14 protein-coding genes are annotated in these 13,425 nt (G+C 74.0%); 4 read left to right on the forward strand and 10 right to left on the reverse strand.

Translation table 11 applies throughout. The annotated features are described in order from the left end of the window. Positions 1 to 99 precede the first annotated feature (99 nt). Genes M4J07_RS41910 through M4J07_RS41935 form a run of 6 tightly spaced genes read right to left on the reverse strand, consistent with a single transcriptional unit; the run spans position 100 to position 6,511 of the window. Complete coding sequence (locus M4J07_RS41910; protein ID WP_255981390.1) at positions 100 to 915, reverse strand: ABC transporter ATP-binding protein; 816 nt, start codon at positions 913 to 915, stop codon at positions 100 to 102. Continuing rightward, the gene (locus tag M4J07_RS41915) at positions 912 to 1,886 is read right to left on the reverse strand and encodes an ABC transporter ATP-binding protein (protein ID WP_255981392.1); all 975 of its coding nucleotides are present in this window, start codon (positions 1,884 to 1,886) and stop codon (positions 912 to 914) included. Before M4J07_RS41915 ends, M4J07_RS41910 begins: the two co-directional genes overlap by 4 nt. 2 nt (positions 1,887 to 1,888) lie before the next feature. Continuing rightward, entirely contained in the window at positions 1,889 to 2,731 is an 843-nt protein-coding gene (locus tag M4J07_RS41920) for an ABC transporter permease (RefSeq protein ID WP_255981394.1), read from the reverse strand. Further along, positions 2,728 to 3,693: an ABC transporter permease gene (locus tag M4J07_RS41925; RefSeq protein ID WP_255981396.1), complete on the reverse strand. Its 966-nt coding sequence runs from the start codon at positions 3,691 to 3,693 to the stop codon at positions 2,728 to 2,730. Before M4J07_RS41925 ends, M4J07_RS41920 begins: the two co-directional genes overlap by 4 nt. 11 nt (positions 3,694 to 3,704) lie before the next feature. Next, on the reverse strand, positions 3,705 to 5,354 hold the full coding sequence (locus tag M4J07_RS41930; RefSeq protein WP_255981398.1) for an ABC transporter substrate-binding protein: 1,650 nt from the start codon (positions 5,352 to 5,354) through the stop codon (positions 3,705 to 3,707). Further along, complete coding sequence (locus M4J07_RS41935; RefSeq protein ID WP_255981400.1) at positions 5,351 to 6,511, reverse strand: C45 family autoproteolytic acyltransferase/hydolase; 1,161 nt, start codon at positions 6,509 to 6,511, stop codon at positions 5,351 to 5,353. The genes M4J07_RS41930 and M4J07_RS41935 overlap by 4 nt, the downstream gene beginning before the upstream one ends. Before the next feature lie 121 nt (positions 6,512 to 6,632). Here M4J07_RS41935 and M4J07_RS41940 point away from each other — a divergent pair, with 121 nt between their 5' ends. Continuing rightward, positions 6,633 to 7,511, forward strand: a complete 879-nt coding sequence (locus M4J07_RS41940; protein ID WP_255981402.1) for a MurR/RpiR family transcriptional regulator — start codon at positions 6,633 to 6,635, stop codon at positions 7,509 to 7,511. Between the two features lie 18 nt (positions 7,512 to 7,529). On the opposite strand, the gene M4J07_RS41945 is transcribed toward M4J07_RS41940, so the two are convergent. After that, positions 7,530 to 8,102, reverse strand: a complete 573-nt coding sequence (locus M4J07_RS41945) for a helix-turn-helix domain-containing protein (RefSeq protein WP_255981404.1) — start codon at positions 8,100 to 8,102, stop codon at positions 7,530 to 7,532. 85 nt (positions 8,103 to 8,187) lie between these two features. Between M4J07_RS41945 and M4J07_RS41950 the strand changes: the two genes are divergently transcribed. Both M4J07_RS41950 and M4J07_RS41955 read left to right on the forward strand, forming a co-directional pair. Continuing rightward, positions 8,188 to 8,883: an AzlC family ABC transporter permease gene (locus M4J07_RS41950; RefSeq protein ID WP_255981406.1), complete on the forward strand. Its 696-nt coding sequence runs from the start codon at positions 8,188 to 8,190 to the stop codon at positions 8,881 to 8,883. Continuing rightward, positions 8,883 to 9,197 carry an AzlD domain-containing protein gene (locus tag M4J07_RS41955; RefSeq protein WP_255981408.1) on the forward strand — a complete coding sequence of 105 codons (315 nt, stop codon included), beginning with the start codon at positions 8,883 to 8,885 and terminating at the stop codon, positions 9,195 to 9,197. The genes M4J07_RS41950 and M4J07_RS41955 overlap by 1 nt, the downstream gene beginning before the upstream one ends. Here M4J07_RS41955 and M4J07_RS41960 read toward each other — a convergent pair. Together M4J07_RS41960 and M4J07_RS41965 are read right to left on the reverse strand one after the other, a co-directional pair. Then, positions 9,163 to 10,392, reverse strand: a complete 1,230-nt coding sequence (locus tag M4J07_RS41960; RefSeq protein ID WP_255981410.1) for an MFS transporter — start codon at positions 10,390 to 10,392, stop codon at positions 9,163 to 9,165. The genes M4J07_RS41955 and M4J07_RS41960 overlap by 35 nt on opposite strands. Positions 10,393 to 10,480: 88 nt before the next feature. Next, complete coding sequence (locus tag M4J07_RS41965; protein WP_374215181.1) at positions 10,481 to 10,972, reverse strand: DUF2000 family protein; 492 nt, start codon at positions 10,970 to 10,972, stop codon at positions 10,481 to 10,483. Between M4J07_RS41965 and M4J07_RS41970 the strand changes: the two genes are divergently transcribed. After that, entirely contained in the window at positions 10,971 to 11,810 is an 840-nt protein-coding gene (locus M4J07_RS41970; protein WP_255981414.1) for a helix-turn-helix transcriptional regulator, read from the forward strand. The two genes, M4J07_RS41965 and M4J07_RS41970, sit on opposite strands and share 2 nt — an antisense overlap. Before the next feature lie 253 nt (positions 11,811 to 12,063). Here M4J07_RS41970 and M4J07_RS41975 read toward each other — a convergent pair. Beyond that, the coding region (locus tag M4J07_RS41975; RefSeq protein ID WP_255981416.1) for an MFS transporter at positions 12,064 to 13,425 on the reverse strand (1,362 nt) is incomplete at its 5' end.

Below are 13,425 nucleotides of genomic sequence, written 5' to 3' on the forward strand. Positions count from 1 at the left end.
GGGCTCAAGGCCTCGTACTGGATGTACTTGGCCTTGTGCCCGGTGCGGCGAGAGCGCGTGCCAGGCGTCGCGGGGCAGGAGGGATCTGGGAGACAGGCCCTAGGCGAGGGCCGCGCGGGCGGCGACCGCGTCGGCCGGGTCCCAGCCCTCGCCCGGCACCGAGGCGAGCAGCAGCCGGGTGTACGGGTCGGTGGGCCCGGTCAGGACGCTGCGGGTGGGGCCCTGCTCGACCGCCCTGCCCTGCCGCATCACCAGGACCTCGTCCGTGACGTGCTGGACGACGGCCAGGTCGTGGCTGACGAAGACGAGGGCAACGCCGGTGTCCCGGCGGATGTCGTCCAGCAGGCTGAGGATCTGGGCCTGGATGGAGACGTCCAGGGCGGCGACCGCCTCGTCCAGGACCAGGACGCGCGGGTCCACGGCGAGCGCGCGGGCGATGGCCAGGCGCTGGCGCTGGCCGCCGGAGAGGTGGCGGGGGCGGGCCGCGGCCTCGCGCTCGCCGAGGCCGACCTGGTCGAGCAGTGCCGTGGCCAGGGACTCGTCGCGGCTGTGCAGCCGCAACGCCGAGCGCAGGCAGGCCTCGGCGGTGAGGCGCGGATCCAGCGAGACGTAGGGGTCCTGGAACACCATCTGGATCTGGCGGGCCCGGGCGAGGCGGGCCGTGCGGCCGCGCGGGGGTTTCACCGGGCGGGGGGTGCCGTCGACCGCGATCGTGCCGTGGTCCGGGCGGACCAGGCCGACCAGCATGCGGGCGACGGTCGTCTTGCCCGAGCCGGACTCGCCCACGATGCCGAGGGCGCCGCCGGGGTTCAGGGTGAAGGTGATGCCGTCGACCGCGGTGTGCCGGCCGCCCGCCGGGAGGGCGTACGTCCTGCGGAGGTCCGTGACGTCCAGGAGTGGTGGTTGCGTGGTCACTTGGGGCTCGCCCCCTCTTTCTCGTTGCGCCGTACCGGGGGTGGACCGGCCGAGGCTCGGGCCCGCCGGCAGGCGACCTCTCCCCCGTCCTCCAGACCGTGTGGCTCCGGACGCCAGGTGCCGCAGGCGTCCTCCGCGTCCCCGCACCGGCTGACGAACGGGCACCCGTCGAAGGCGTCCGACAGGGACGGGGGGCGGCCCGGGATCGGGGTGAGGGTGCGGGTCTCGCCGAGGGTGGGCGAGCAGGACAGCAGGCCCCGGGTGTAGGGGTGGGCGGGGGCGGTGAACAGGGCCTTCGCCGTGCGCTGTTCGACGACCCGGCCCGCGTACATGACGTAGACCCGGTCGCAGTACGCCGCCGCCAGGTGCAGGTCGTGCGTGATGAAGAGGAGGCCGGCGCCCTGGGTGGCGCGGGCCTCGCGGAGCTGGGTGAGGATCTCCGCCTGGGTCGTCACGTCCAGTGCGCTGGTCGCCTCGTCGGCGAGGAGGAGGCGGGGGCGGGCCGCCAACGCGCCCGCGATGACGACGCGTTGGAGCATGCCGCCGGAGAGTTCGTGCGGGCGCTGGCGCAGCCGGCGGGCCGGGTCGGGCAGGCCCACGGCGGCCAGGAGGCCGGCCGCCTCTTCCTTCGTCGCACCGCGTTCGGTGAGGAAGTCGCCGATGCGGCGGACCGGGTTGAGGGCGGCCCGCGGGTCCTGGTGGATCATCGCGACGGTGGTGGACCGGTGTCGGCGCAGCTCCTCGCCGGTGAGGGCGAGGACGTCCGTGCCGGACACCCGGACCGAGCCCGTGGTCGTGGCGTGCGCGGGGAGCAGGCCGAGGGCCGCCTTCGCGGTGGTCGACTTGCCGGAGCCCGACTCCCCGACGAGGCCGACGACTTCGCCCTCGGCGACGTGCAGGGTGACCGAGTCGAGGAGCGGGCGGGCGGTGCCGGGGACCGTGACCGTGAGGTCGTTGACCGAGAGCAGCATCGTCAGTCCTGCTTTCCGAGGCGGTCGGCGGCCCAGACCCCGACGACGTTGAAGGAGACGACGACCAGCGCGATGGCCGTGCCCGGGACGAGCGCCGGGAGCAGCGCGCCCTGGACGACGGCCGCCTGGCCCTCCTGGACCATCAGGCCCCAGTCGGAGGACGGCGGCTGGGCGCCGAAGCCGAGGTAGGAGAGGGTCGCGAGGGACATCAGGGCCTCGCCGAAGAGGACCACGAGGTAGCCGAGGATCGACCGGCCGAGGTTCGGGACGAGGTGCAGCGCGCAGATGCGGGTCCCGCCCATGCCCTGGACGCGGTACGCGTCGACGTACGGCTTGCGGGTCTCGGCGAGGGCGAGGGAGCGGGTGTACTTGGCGATGGTCGGGGTGAAGGCCAGGCCGAGGGCGAGCACCGAGGTCGTCATGCCCGCGCCGAACACCGCGATGATCAGGACGGTGAAGAGCAGCCCGGGGAACGCGTACATCACGTCCGTGAGGCGGGAGACGAGCGTGTCGACCCAGCCGCCGCGCCAGGCCGCGAGCACCCCGAGCGTCACGCCGAGAACGGCGGCGACGGCGAGCAGCGCGACCGGTGCGACGAGGCTACTCCGGGCGCCGTACAGCACGCGCGACAGGAGGTCCTGGCCGGACGAGTCGGTGCCGAGGAGGTGGTCGGCGCCGGTGCCGACGAGGGAGGCGGAGAGGTCGATGGCGTCGGGCGCGTGGGGCGCGAGGAGCGGGGCGAGGACGGCCGCGAGCACGACGAGGGCGAGCAGCGCCGCGGCGAGCGTGACGCTCAGCGGGCGCCTGCGGCCGGTCACCGGCGCCAGGGTCAGGGCCGCGGTCATGTGCGGGCCTCCTTCACTCTCGGGTCGAGCAGGGGGTGGGCCAGGTCGACGAGCGTGGTGACCACGACGTATCCGGTGACCATCAGCAGCAGGACGGCCTGGGCGACCGGGAAGTCATGGGTGTTGATCGCGTTGACCAGCAGGGAGCCGATGCCGCTGATGCCGAACGCCGTCTCGACGACGACGGTGCCGGCGAGCATGCCCGCCATGACGAGGCCGCACATGGTGACGATGGGCCCGAGCGCGTTGCGCAGGACGTGGCGGCGGACGATGTCGCGCTCCGGGACGCCGGAGGCGCGGGCCGCCTCGACGTGGTCGGACGCGGCGGCGTCCGCCATGGACTGCCGGGTGACGCGGCTGATGATCGCCAGGGCGCCGAGGGCGAGCGAGAGGGCGGGCAGTGTGAGGTGGTGGAGGGTGCCCGTGAAGCCGTCGCCCGCTCCGGTGACCGGGAACCAGCCGAGCTGGACGCCGAAGACCGAGACGAGGGCGATCGCGGCGACGAACGACGGGACGGAGGCGGCGAGCGTGGTGCCGCCGACCACCGCCGAGTCGACCCAGGTGGAGCGCTTGACCGCGGCCAGGATGCCGGCGCCGACGCCGAGGACGACGTACAGCAGCGTGGCGTAGGCGACAAGCTGGAGGGTGGTGGGGAGCCGGGCGGCGATCAGGTCGGCGACCTGGTCGCTGTACTTGAACGACCGGCCGAGGTCGAGGTGGACGGTGTCCCACAGCCAGCGGCCGTACTGGACGACGAGGGGTTCGTCGAGGTGGTACTGGGCGCGGACCTGCGCGAGCCGTTCGGGGGTGAGTTTGTCGCGGCCGCCCGCGAGGAAGACCGCGGGGTCGCCGGGGGCGGCGTAGACGGCGGCGAAGATGACGAAGGAGGCGGCGACGAGGGTCGCCACGAGCCCGGCCAGGCGGCGGGCGAGGCGGCGGGCGAGCTGGAGAGGTGTGAACATGGCGGCCTCGACTAGCCCTTCTTCGCGCCGAGTTGAGCGGCCCACGGGTAGTAGAGGTAGGCCTGGGACGCGGTCGGACCGGTCAGTTTCCGGTCGAGGACGAGGATGGTGGGGATCTGCGCGACGGGGATCCAGACGGCCGACTCGACGAAGGTGCGCTGCACGTCGACGGCGAGGGCGGCGCGCTTGCCGTCGTCGAGGGTGGCGAGGGCCTGCTTGACCTTCCTGTCGTACGCGGCGTCCTTGAAGCCGACCCAGTTGTTGGAGGAGTCGGACAGGCCGTTGTCGTAGAAGCCCATCGGGTCGGCCTTGGAGATGTACCAGTCGCCGACCAGGACGTCGATGTCGGCGCGGGCCGTCGGGTCGCTGTAGAACTCCTCGAACTGGGCCGTGGGCACCGTCTTGATCTCGGCGCGGACGCCGATGCGCTGGAGTGCGGCGCGGGTGGCGTTGGCGACGACGGTGCGGCCCTGGCTGGCGTCGGTGCCGATGACGACGGGGGCGGTGGGGGCGCCGGCCTCCTGTACGAGATCCTTGGCCCGGGCGAGGTCGTCGGCGTCCGGGGAGGCGGGCGCGTCCTCGTCCAACTCCTTCTGGGCGGCGGCGAACTCGGCCTTCTCATAGCCCCAGGCGCCGGAGCCGACGGGGGTGGCCCACGGCTGCACGAGGCCGCCGTAGCCGGACTCGGCTATGCCCTTGCGGTCGAGGGAGAGGGAGAGCGCGCGGCGGATCCTCGGGTCGTCGAGGCCGCCGCGGTCGGTCGGGATGAGGACCAGGGACGCGGTCGAGGGCCCGTAGTACTGGGCGAGGTCCTGGTCGGCGCGCAGTGCGGCGGCCGTGTTCGGGGACTCGGCGTAGGCGCCGTCGGCCGCGCCGGTCCTGAGCGCGTTGACCAGGGCGCTGTCGGAGGCCCAGCGGAAGACGACCTCGCGGGTGAGGGGCTTGGTGCCCCAGTAGTCGTCGTAGGCGCGCAGGGCGATGGAGTCGCCGGACTTCCAGGAGGCGAGTTCGTAGGGGCCCGAGCAGGCGTCGGGCCGGCCCGGGGTGCCGAACTCCTTGCCCGACTTGACCACTTGGGCCTTGTTCCAGACGATGCCCGCGTCGCCCGCGAGGGCCTTGAGGAACATGGCGTCGGGTTCCTCGAAGCGGACGGTGACCTCGTCGGCACCGGTCTTCTTCATGGAGGTGACGTTGCCGAACTCGTCGGACTGCTCCATGTCCTTCGACGCGTGCCGCTCCAGCGACCACACGACGTCGTCGGCCGTCAGCTTCGTGCCGTCGTGGAAGGTGACGTCGTCGCGGATCGTGAGCGTGAGCGTCCTGCCGTCGGCCGACGTCGTGGCCTTCCGGGCGAGGAACGGCCGCGTCGTCATGTCGGGCTGGAGCTGGTAGAGGCGCTCGCAGACGTTGGTGAGGACGACGCGGCCCGCGCTGGAGCCCTGGGTGTCCAGGTCGAGGGAGTCGGGCTCGTCCTCCAGGAGCCAGTTCGCCTTGGCGAGGCCGCCCTGCGCCTTCGGAGTGGTGGCGTCGAGCTTCAGGTCGGCGGCGGAGGTCCTGGGGCCGCTGTCCGCGGGGCGGTCGGCGCCCGCGCAGCCGGTGGCGGCGAGGAGGGCCGCCGCGAGTGCGGTCGCTGTCGCGGTCCGCCGGGTGGTCGTCGTCATCTGGGGTCTCCGTACGGGCCGTCGTAGAGGTTCCAGGGCAGGTGCTGGTAGTCGCGGTCGCAGGGGGTGCCCGCCGTGACGTGGTAGTCGCCGCTGGTCAGGTCGACGCAGGAGGAGACCAGCGTCGTCCAGTGCTCGACGCGGGGGCGGCGGGCGTCGGGGTGGGTGCACAGCGACTCGGGCAGGCCCAGGTGGTCCGACATGGCCTGCTTGACGATCTTGCGGGACTCGTCGGGGCCGGTGGAGCCGCGCAGGGCGGCCAGGCCCTGCTCGGCGCGGGGCACGCGGACGAGGGAGTCGGACGACAGGGGCCGGTAGTCGGCGGCGAGGGCGGCGGGGACGCCCGCCTGGTAGTGGTTGCCGTGCACGAGCAGCCCGTCGGTCGGATACATCCAGCCGATGCCCGCGGGGGTCGTCTCCAGGTCGACGGCGAAGCCCTCGCGGCAGGTCAGCAGGGCGTTGCTGGCGATGTGGGCGCGGGTGCGGCACAGGACGTCGAGGGCGTCGGTGACCGTGTGGGTGTCGAGGACGGCGCGGCGCACGACGGTCTGCGGGAGGCCGATCGCGTCGCTGAAGCGGCCGCCGAGACCGTTGGCGTTGAGTGCGATGCCGGCCGAGTTGGCGCCCTGGCGGCCCACCTGACCCGCCTCGACCTGCATGATGACGGTCGGCTTGGGCGGCTGGACGATGCGGATCATGACCACGGTGTCCGCCACCCCGGCCCGCCAGTCCCAGTTCTGGCCCGCCCAGACGTGGCCGTCACCGCTGGCCTCGCCGTAGGCGGCGAAGGACGTGCAGCCCTCCGCGGGTTCCTCGTCGGCCGGTGCCGCCGTCTCGGACATGCCCTTGAAGGAGCGGTCGTAGATGACCTCGCCGCGGGCGTTGAGCGCGAGGACGTCCAGGACGTCGACGCCCGCGCCGTCGGCGATGCCCCGCATCTCGTCGAGGAGTTCGGGGGCGAACGCCCGTACCGGCTCCAGCCAGCGGGCGGCGCGCCCGGTGACCTGGGTCCAGGTGAGGCCCGCGGACCGGCCGAAGGCCTCCTCGTAGTAGCCGATCGCGGCGTGCAGTTGTGGCCGTACGGCCTCGCCGTACTGGCGGCCGCGGTCGAGGGGGGCGCCGCTGATGTCGATGACCGGAAGGGTCCGGGGTGCCATTGTTCTCCTCGCGACGGAGAGGTTCCCGCAACCGGTCTGTAATGATGGTTACGAGACGCTCTCCACTTGGAATGCGTTGACCAGGAGAGTAACGGTCATCACACGGGAGTCAAGAGTTGTAATGGAGATTACCGAGGGGGTCGCGCGGCTGCGGGCCGTCGTGCGCGAGCGCTGGGACGGCCTGTCGACGTCCGAGCGGGCCGTGGCGCAGTACCTGGTGAGCGCGCCGGCCGAGTCGCTGCTCTTCGCGTCCGCGCAGGAGCTGGGCACGGCGAGCGGCACGAGCAACGCGAGCGTGGTGCGCACGCTCCAGCGGCTCGGGTACGCCGGACTGCCCGCGCTGAAGCGGGAGTTGGCGTCGGATCTGACCTCGGCGGTGGCGCCCGAGGTGCGGCTGCAGCAGCGGATCGCGCACGTCGGCCGCGACCTGGACGGCATCTGGGGCGAGGTCTTCGACGAGGCCGCCGAGCGGATCGAGCACGCGCGGCGGCTGACGCCGGGGGACGCGCTGCGCGAGGCGGTGGGCGTCCTGGCGGAGGCCGGGGAGATCCACTGCTACGGGGTGGCGGCCTCCGAACTCGCGGCGCGGCACCTGGCGCTGGCGCTCGGCCGGATCGGGCGGCGGGCGCGGTTCGTGGGGGCGACCGGGTTCGCCCTGGCCGACCAGTTGCTCGGGCTGCGGCAGGGCGACGCGGTCGTCGTCTTCCAGCCGGGCCGCGATCTCGCCGAGCTGGGGATCCTGGTCGACCGGGCGCGGGCCGTGGGGGCGCGGATCGTCCTGGTCACGGACGAGCTGGCGGAGCGGTACGGGGACCGGGTCGACGCGGTGCTGACCGCCCCGCACACGCCCACCGGGCTCACCGCGGAGGCGCTGACCGCGCTGGTGGTGGCGGACGCGCTGCTGCTGGCGATGACCACGCTCGACGAGGACCGGGCCGTCGGCACGTCCCATCAACTCACGGCGCTGCGCGAGCAGTTGCTGCGGCCGAAGAAGAAGTGAGCCGGGCCGCCGCGGGGGTCAGGCGTACTGCATGACGAGGACGCAGGTGGTGCCGGGCTCCAGGGCGCGGCAGGTGTGCGGGAGGTCGCCCGGGTAGGTGATGCAGTCGCCGGGGCCGAGCTCGACCGGGTCGTCCTGGGGCCCGGCGAGGACCCGGCCCGTGGCGACGACGAGGTGCTCGACGGTGCCCGGGTTGTGCGGGTCCGACTCGCGCGCGCTGCCCGGCTCGACCTGCAGCCAGTACAGGTCGCGGCGGGCGGCGGGCGGGCAGGCCGAGAGCAGGGTCGCGGCGTAGTCGGCCTGTTCGGAGGGGACGGTGACGCCCTGGCCCGCGCGGATCACCTGCACGGTCGGCCGGGGCGGGTCCAGGAGCAGGCTCGGCGGCACGTCGAGGGCGACGGCCAGCGCCCACAGGGTCTCCAGGGTGGGCTTGCCGTTCGCCGACTCCAGCTGGGACAGCGTGGACTTGGCGAGACCGGCCCGCTTGGCCAGTTCGGAGAGGGAGATCCCGGCCCGGCCGCGCTCACGGCGCAGGGCCGCGGCGATCCGGTCGAGGGGCAGGCTGCTCTTGGGCGGGGGCGCGTCGGTCATGGCGGCACTCACTCTACGGGCGTTCGCTGCACCTAGCCATTCGTTCGGCTTGACGAACGCCACGGTCCGGCCGCATGCTGACGCCATGCGTACGGTCCAACGAACACTCGGCCCGACAGACCGAACACTCCCCGCCGATCGCCGGCTGCGGCGCGACGTCGCCCTCGTCTGCCTCGCGGACGGCGTCGTGGGCCTGTCGTTCGGGGCCGTCGCCGTCGCGAGCGGTCTGCCCTGGTGGCTGCCGGTCCTCATGTCGCTGCTGGTGTTCGCGGGATCGGCCCAGTTCAGCGCGGTCGCGGTGTTCGCCGCCGGGGGCGGTCCCGTCGCCGCCGCCGCGACCGGGCTGCTGCTCAACACGCGCACCGCCGCCTTCAGCCTCGCCGTCACCGACGCCCTCGGCAGGTCCTGGCCCGCACGTCTGGTCGGGGCGCACCTCGTGACCGACGAGACGGCGGCGTTCGTGCTGGCCAGGACCGATCCGGAGGCCCGCCGCAGGGCGTTCTGGCTGTCCGGCCTCGGCCTCTTCGCCGCCTGGAACGTGAGCGTCCTCGTGGGTGCGCTCGCCGGATCCGCGCTGGGCGACACCGACCGGTTCGGGCTCGACGCGGCGTTCCCCGCGGTGCTGCTCGCACTGGTGCTGCCCGCGCTGCGGGACGGCCGGGGCGCGCGCAGGGCCGCCGCGGCCGGGGCGGCGATCGCGGTCGTCGCCACGCCGTTCCTGCCCGCCGGGGTGCCGGTCCTGCTCGCGCTCGGCGGGCTCGCCCTCACCCGGAGGTCCTGATGAACGCCCAGCTCGTCGCCGTGCTCGCGCTCGCCGCCGGTACCTACGCCTTCCGGCTGGCCGGTCCCGTCCTCCAGGGGCGCGTCGAACTCCCGGCCCGCGTCCAGGAGTTGCTCGGGCAGGCCGCCACCGTGCTGCTCGTCGCGCTGCTCGCCACCGGGGCGCTGACGGCGGGCCACGGGTTCGCCGGGTGGGCGCGGCCCGCCGGGGTGCTCGTGGGCGGGGTGCTCGCGTGGCGGCGGGCGCCGTTCGCCGTGGTGGTCGTGGGGGCGGCCGCGGTCACCGCACTGCTGCGGCTGGCCGGGCTGCCGTAGGCGCGGGACGTGCGCCCTCGGCCCACCGCGCCACCGGGCCCAGCGCCGCGCCCGCCGCGAGGAACACCGCGCCCAGCACCAGCCAGCCGGGCACGCCCCAGGTGATCAGGAGCGCCGTCAGGACGAGCGGGCCGACCGTACGGGCCAGCGGCACTCCCGTACCGAAGAAGCCCTGGTACTGGCCGACCTGGTGCGCGGGCGCGAGGGCGAACGCCAGCTGCCAGGAACCCGCCGACTGCTGCATCTCGCCCACGAGTTGGAGCACGGAGGCCGCGACGAGGACGGCCGCCGCGCCCCACGGGCCGAGACCGCCCGCGGCCGACGCGGCGAACACCGCGCACGACGCGAGCATCACGACGCCGGAGCGGCGCACGGTCCTGGTCGCGGCGGACAGGCCGTCGACACCGCGCGCCATCCGCACCTGGAAGGCCATCACACCGAGGGTGTTGAGCACGAACAGCGCCGAGACCAGCCAGCCGGGCGCCGCCGTGTGGGAGACGATCCACAGCGGCACCGCCAGCGAGAGCAGCGGCATCCGCAGCAGGAGCACGGCGTTGAGCAGGGTCACCGCGGCGTACGGGCGGTCGCGGAGCACCGCGAGACGGGGCTCCTTCGCCGTACGGACCGGGGCGGGCGCCACCGCGGGCAGCCGGAGCAGGAGCAGCGCGCAGACCACGAACCCGGCGCCGTCGAGCGCGAACACGACGAGGTAGCCGGTGGGGGTGTCGTGCTGCAGGGCGAGCCCGCCGACGCCCGCCCCGACGGCCAGTCCGGCGTTGAGGGTCGACTGCAGCCGGGCCAGGACGCCGGTCCGCTCCCCCGCGTCCACCAGCCCCGCCAGCAGCGCCTGCCGGGCCGCCGCAAGACCGCACTGCGCGACCGCGTACCCGACGACCGCGACCAGGAACGCCACGTACGAGCGGATGACCAGGAAGGACAGCACCGCCGCCGCCGTACCCAGGGCCAGCAGCACGGAGGCGCCCCGCGGCCCGCGCCGGTCGGCGACCGCGCCCAACGGCACCCCGGCCACCGCGCCGACCGCCCACGCCACGGTGAGGGCGAGGCCGATCCGGGTGGGCGAGAGGCCGACGACACGGGTGAAGTAGAGGGCGGAGGTGACGTAATAGGCCCCGTCGCCGACGGAGTTGGCGAGCTGGGCGGCGGCGAGGGCGCGGACGCGCGATCGGTTCGGCATGCGTCCACGCTAGGAGTCATTGGCCCACTGGCCATAGGCAACTCATGGCGCTTGCGACTGGGCCAATCTGTGGTGCGCGTCGGCTGTGTCAGGGATGCATCCTGGCCCCCTTCAGGACCTTGTCCACGGCGTTGCGCGGCCCGTACACGGCCACTCCCACCAGGTCCAGATCCGCTGCCGGGACGGCCCGTACGGCGGCCCGGTTGTCCCGGTCGTTGCCCGTGGCGAACAGGTCGGAGGTGAACACGGCGCGCGGCAGCGCCCGGCGCAGGGCCCGGTCGTGCGCGGCCGTCAGCATCTCCTTGCCGCCCTCGAAGACCAGCACCGGCTGCCGGAACATCGGCAGGTACGGGGTGCCGTCGGCGTCCTCGTACGGCTCCCCGATCACCTCGGGCAGCTGCGTCCCGAGGCCGCTCACGAGGAAGGCGGTCACGTTCAGCCGCTGCCAGGTCTCCAGGTCGTCCCGGAGCAGTACGGCGATCTTCGTGTCGAAGCGGACGGGGGGCTCGGCGGGGGTCTCAGTGCTCATGCCTCGAGACTGCCGACCGGGTGGCCGCCGGGTCTTGTACGTTCTTTGCATGGCGGCCGGCGGCGAACAGATCACCGCGTGGCGCCCCGCGGTACCGGGCGTCACGGAGGTCTTCCACGCCCACTTCACGCGGCACGCCTACCCCATGCACGTGCACGACACGTGGACCCTGCTGATCGTCGACGAGGGCGCGGTCCGCTACGACCTGGAGCGGCACGAGCACGGCACGCCCCTGGGCACCGTCTCGCTGCTGCCGCCGCAGGTTCCCCACAACGGTTCGGCGGCGACCCCGCACGGCTTCCGCAAGCGGGTCCTGTACCTGGAGTCGGGCACCGGTCTCCTCGACGACTCGCTCATCGGCCCGGCCGTCGACACGCCCGATCTGGCCGATCCGCTGCTGCGCGACCGCATCGGCCGGTTGCACGCGGCGCTGGCGCATCCCGGCGACGAGCTGGAGGCGTCCGCGCGGCTCGCGTTGGTCGGGGAGCGGTTGCGGGAGCGGTTGCGGCCCCGGGTGGGTGAGCGGGGGCGGCCCGGGCCCGATCGGCGGGTGGCGGCGGAGTTGCGGGAACTGCTCGATGCGCGGGTGACGGTGGGCGTCGGCCTCGCGGAGGCCGCCGCCCTGGTGCGGGCTCATCCGGCGCATCTGGTGCGGTCGTTCAGCGCGGCGTACGGGATCGCGCCGCACCAGTACCTCATGGCTCGGCGGGTCGATCGGGCCCGGCGGTTGTTGCTGGCCGGGGGGCCGGTCGGGGAGGTGGCCGCGACGTGCGGCTTCTTCGACCAGTCGCATCTGACGCGGCACTTCAAGCGGGTGGTGGGCGTGCCGCCCGGCCGCTACGCCCGGGCCACGCCCACGCCCACGCCTGACCGGGTCTCCTCGCCGTAGCTGCGCCCGCTTGTTCGCCGGGTGCGGGTGCGTCGTGGTTGCTCGCGCAGTTCCCCGCGCCCCTGGCGGCGCCGATCTCTCGTCGCTGTCTGCGGGTGCGTCGTGGTTGCTCGCGCAGTTCCCCGCGCCCCTGAGATGCGCACTTCGTGCGCCATCTCATGGGGCGCCCCTGGAGCTGCGGCGAAGCCGCATGCTCCAGGGGCGCGGGGAACTGCGCGAGAAGCCCCACCGGGCCGCAGACCGCGACGAACGATCAGCTGGGCAGACGCAGTCGGCTTTCCCGTCCGCGGGGCAGCAGCACGCCCGCCAGGAGTGCCGTCGCGCACAGGAGTGCTCCCGCCACCACCAGGCTCACCCGCATACCGGTGAGCGAGAACGAGGCGGCCGAACCGTCGGAGACCAGTGCTCCGAAGAGCGCCACCGCCAACGCCCCACCCGTCTGCCGCAGCGCGTTCAGGAGACCGGAGGCGGTGCCCGCGCGCGGCCCGGGGACGGCGTCCATCAGCATCGCGGTCAGCGCGGGCACCGCGAACGCCCCACCGAGCCCGGTCGGCACCAGCAGCACGATCACCAGCCACAGCGGGGTGCCGGTGTCGAGCGGCAGCAGGACGAACATGGCGAGCGCCAGGACGAGTTGGCCGATGACGACGACGGGCCGGCGGCCGATGCGCTCGGCCATCCGCGGCGACACCAGGTTCGTCGTCGTGATGATCGCCGCGAGTGGCACGAAGACCAGACCGGCGGTGAGCGCCGACATGCCGCGCGCCTGCTGCAGGTAGAGGCCGAGCAGGAACACCAGCCCGTAGAAGGCGAGGTTGACGGCGAATCCGACGGCGAGGGACACCGAGACGGTGCGCCCGCGGAGCATCTCCAGCGGAACCATCGGCGCCCGGTGGTGCTTCTCGGCGAGCCAGAAGCCGACCGCCGCGGCGACGGACACCGCGAGCGAACCGAGCACCGGCACCGACGTCCACCCCGCGTGCCCGCCCTCGATCACCGCGAACGCCAGACCGGCGAGCGCCAGCACGGCCGTGATCTGGCCGGGCACGTCGAGGGGCGCGGGCCGGCGCGGCGACGGCGCGACCCGTACGAGGAGCAGCAGGATCGCCGCGCCGACGGGGAGGTTGAGGAAGAAGACGGCCCGCCAGCCGACGGTCTCCGTGAGGACGCCACCGAGGACCGGCCCCGCCGCCATCGCCACGGACCCGCCCACCGTCCACAGCGCGATGGCCCGCGCCCGGTGCCGCGCGTCCTCGTAGGCCTGCCGGATCAGGGACAGCGAGGCGGGCATGACGACGGCCGCGGCCCCGCCCTGCAGCAGCCGCGCCGCGATCAGCGCCCCGATGCCGGGCGCGAGGGCGCAGGCCAGCGAGGCGAGGGTGAACAGGCCGACGCCCCAGGCGTAGGCGCGGCGTGCTCCGGCGCGGTCGGCGAGCGCGCCGGCCGACAGCATCAGACCGGCGAACATCAGGGTGTACGCGTCCACGACCCACTGCACCCCGGTCATGCCGCCGTGCAGCGACTCCTGGATGCCCGGCAGGGCGATGTTCACCGCGGACACGTCGATGGTGATGACGGTGAAGCCGAGGAGAGCGGCGGTCAGGGCGACGGCGGC

Source organism: Streptomyces longispororuber (assembly GCF_024448165.1).
Lineage (GTDB): Bacteria > Actinomycetota > Actinomycetes > Streptomycetales > Streptomycetaceae > Streptomyces > Streptomyces longispororuber_A.

What these genes read in the sequence shown, in the direction of transcription:
- M4J07_RS41940 (WP_255981402.1), top strand. Translation starts at nt 6,633, where the DNA reads ATGGAGATTACCGAGGGGGTCGCGCGGCTGCGGGCCGTCGTGCGCGAG.
- M4J07_RS41930 (WP_255981398.1), bottom strand. Translation starts at nt 5,354, where the DNA reads ATGACGACGACCACCCGGCGGACCGCGACAGCGACCGCACTCGCGGCG.
- M4J07_RS41935 (WP_255981400.1), bottom strand. Translation starts at nt 6,511, where the DNA reads ATGGCACCCCGGACCCTTCCGGTCATCGACATCAGCGGCGCCCCCCTC.
- M4J07_RS41960 (WP_255981410.1), bottom strand. Translation starts at nt 10,392, where the DNA reads ATGCCGAACCGATCGCGCGTCCGCGCCCTCGCCGCCGCCCAGCTCGCC.
- M4J07_RS41955 (WP_255981408.1), top strand. Translation starts at nt 8,883, where the DNA reads ATGAACGCCCAGCTCGTCGCCGTGCTCGCGCTCGCCGCCGGTACCTAC.
- M4J07_RS41925 (WP_255981396.1), bottom strand. Translation starts at nt 3,693, where the DNA reads ATGTTCACACCTCTCCAGCTCGCCCGCCGCCTCGCCCGCCGCCTGGCC.
- M4J07_RS41945 (WP_255981404.1), bottom strand. Translation starts at nt 8,102, where the DNA reads ATGACCGACGCGCCCCCGCCCAAGAGCAGCCTGCCCCTCGACCGGATC.
- M4J07_RS41970 (WP_255981414.1), top strand. Translation starts at nt 10,971, where the DNA reads ATGGCGGCCGGCGGCGAACAGATCACCGCGTGGCGCCCCGCGGTACCG.
- M4J07_RS41950 (WP_255981406.1), top strand. Translation starts at nt 8,188, where the DNA reads ATGCGTACGGTCCAACGAACACTCGGCCCGACAGACCGAACACTCCCC.
- M4J07_RS41965 (WP_374215181.1), bottom strand. Translation starts at nt 10,972, where the DNA reads ATGCAAAGAACGTACAAGACCCGGCGGCCACCCGGTCGGCAGTCTCGA.
- M4J07_RS41915 (WP_255981392.1), bottom strand. Translation starts at nt 1,886, where the DNA reads ATGCTGCTCTCGGTCAACGACCTCACGGTCACGGTCCCCGGCACCGCC.
- M4J07_RS41920 (WP_255981394.1), bottom strand. Translation starts at nt 2,731, where the DNA reads ATGACCGCGGCCCTGACCCTGGCGCCGGTGACCGGCCGCAGGCGCCCG.